Here is a 2,121-nt window from a genome sequence, read left to right as displayed (position 1 = left end):
GGCCCACCCCGGCCAGCCCGGCGAAGGTCAGCGGATCGGCGCCGAGTTTCACGCCCAGCCGCGCCATTTCCGCCAGGCCGCGGGTGATCAGCGTGGCCATGGTGTTCGCGCCGTAGCCCATGCCCGCGGCCATGCCGCAGCTCAGCGCGATCACGTTCTTGCAGGCGCCACCGAGTTCGCAGCCGATCACGTCGGTGTTGGTGTAGGGCCGGAAGTACGGCCCCGCGCTCGCGTGCTGGATGGCGACCGCGCGCTCGTGGTCGGTGCAGGCGAGCACGGCGGCGGCGGGCTGCTCCTGCGCGATCTCCCGGGCCAGGTTCGGCCCGGACACCACCACGATCTCGTGCTCCGGTCGTTCGGTGATCTCCGCGATCACCTCGCTCATCCGCTTCAGCGTGCCCAGTTCCACCCCCTTGGCGAGGCTGACCAGGATCGCGCCGGCGGGCAGCAGGCCGCGCCATCCGGTGAGGTTCGCGCGCAGGCTCTGGCTCGGCACGGCCAGCACGACCGCCTCCGCCCCCGCCAGTGCCTCCGCCGGATCGGCGGTCGCGGTGAGCCGGTCGGGAAGCCGCACCCCGGGCAGATAACCGCTGTTGACGTGCTCGTCCCGGATCTCCCGCGCCACTTCGGGCCTGCGGGCCCACACCGTGACGTCCCGGCCCGCGTCCGCGAGCACCTTGGCGAAAGCGGTGCCCCACGAACCGGCACCGAGCACGGTGATGCGCTGGGGGACCATCAACGACCGTCCACCGTCTCCGCGCTTTCCGCCTCGCCCTCCGGTTTGCCCTGTCCCGGCTTGCGCCGCGGCGGTTCCTCGTCCCGGATCCCGGCCAGCAGCTCGGTCACCCGGTCCATCAGCAGGTCCGTCACCTCGCGCAGGACGGCGGCGGTCTGTTCCTTCCCGCGGTGGGCGGACAGGTCGATCGGCTCGCCCACGGCGTGCGTGACCGTCCTGCGGGGCAGCAGCCGGAGCTTCTTGTGGTAGAAGTCGAGGATCTGGCTGGTGCCCCAGCGCGCGACCGGGATCACGGGCACGTCGTTGTCCAGCGCCAGCCGCGCGGCACCGGTGTAGGCGCGCTTGGGCCAGCCCTCCGGATCCTTGGTGATGGTGCCCTCGGGGTAGATCACCACCAGCTTGCCGTCGCGCAACGCCTGGTGCGCCGCGCGCAGACTGTCCCCCGCGCTCGCGGAACCGCGGTAGACGGGGATGCCGCCGGAGCCGAGGAAGATCCGGCCGAAGATCGGCGCCTTGGCGACGCTGTCCTTGGCCAGAAACCGCGGGACCCGCTTGTTGCGATGCACGAACACCGCGTCGACCGCGGGATCCATGTGGGAGACGTGGTTGAGCACCAGCAGGGCAGCGCCCTGCCGCGGGATCCGTTCCGCCCCGACGTAGACCCGCCGGCCGATCAGGCTGACGGGGTAGAACAGGGCAGCGGCGGCTCCGACCCAGAACCCACCCTTCTCACGACCGGCCAAGGCTCCTCCTGCTGTGGTCTGCGTTGCCTCCCGCTGATCCTAGGGTGCGGAATCGGGGAAGATGGGTCGCGTGCCCACACCGGTGGATCTGATCGTCCCGCTCAAGGCGCCGCGCGCCGGCAAGTCGCGGCTCCGCGGCGCGGTGGACGATGCCGTCCACCCGGCACTGGTCCTCGCACTGGCTTCGGACACGGTGGCCGCGGCCGTCGCGGTGGCCCGCCGGGTGGTGGTCGTGGCGGCCGAGCCGGAGGCGGTCACGCCGCTGAAGGAGTTCGGGGTGGAGATCCTCGCCGAAAGCGGGCCCGGCGACCTCAACTCCGCGTTGCGGCAGGGCGAACGGCTGCTGCGGGCCGACGATCCGGGCGTGGTGATCGGCGCGCTGCAGGCGGACCTCCCCGCGCTGCGCCCCGCGGACCTGACAGCGGCGATGACGGAGGCCCCGGGGCGCCGCGCGTTCGTCGCCGACTGGGCGGGGACCGGCACCACCCTGTTGCTGTCCGCACCCGGAGGATCACTCGATCCCTGGTTCGGCGCCGGTTCGGCGCGCGCCCACGCCGTTTCGGGCGCCGTGGCGCTGCGCGCGCCGGCCCCGGGACTTCGCCGGGACGTGGACATCCCGGCCGATCTGGCCCAGGCACGGGA

At 72.8% G+C, this 2,121-nt stretch carries 3 protein-coding genes; 1 reads left to right on the top strand and 2 read right to left on the bottom strand.

Annotated elements, in window-relative coordinates:
* Together FNH05_RS36465 and FNH05_RS36460 are read right to left on the bottom strand one after the other, a co-directional pair.
* The coding region (locus FNH05_RS36465; RefSeq protein WP_144593388.1) for an NAD(P)H-dependent glycerol-3-phosphate dehydrogenase at positions 1-736 on the bottom strand (736 nt) is incomplete at its 3' end.
* Entirely contained in the window at positions 736-1,479 is a 744-nt protein-coding gene (locus tag FNH05_RS36460; protein WP_144593387.1) for a lysophospholipid acyltransferase family protein, read from the bottom strand. The genes FNH05_RS36460 and FNH05_RS36465, both read right to left, overlap by 1 nt.
* 70 nt (positions 1,480-1,549) lie before the next feature.
* On the opposite strand from FNH05_RS36460, the gene cofC reads away from it, so the two are divergent.
* Positions 1,550-2,121: 2-phospho-L-lactate guanylyltransferase (cofC, locus tag FNH05_RS36455; protein WP_246128151.1), on the top strand; the 572-nt coding region annotated here is incomplete at its 3' end.

Origin of the sequence: Amycolatopsis rhizosphaerae, assembly GCF_007713715.1 — a bacterium.
Lineage (GTDB): Bacteria > Actinomycetota > Actinomycetes > Mycobacteriales > Pseudonocardiaceae > Amycolatopsis_E > Amycolatopsis_E rhizosphaerae.
The sequence above is the reverse complement of the archived record's forward strand: the minus strand, read 5'-3'. Positions and strand labels throughout refer to the sequence as shown.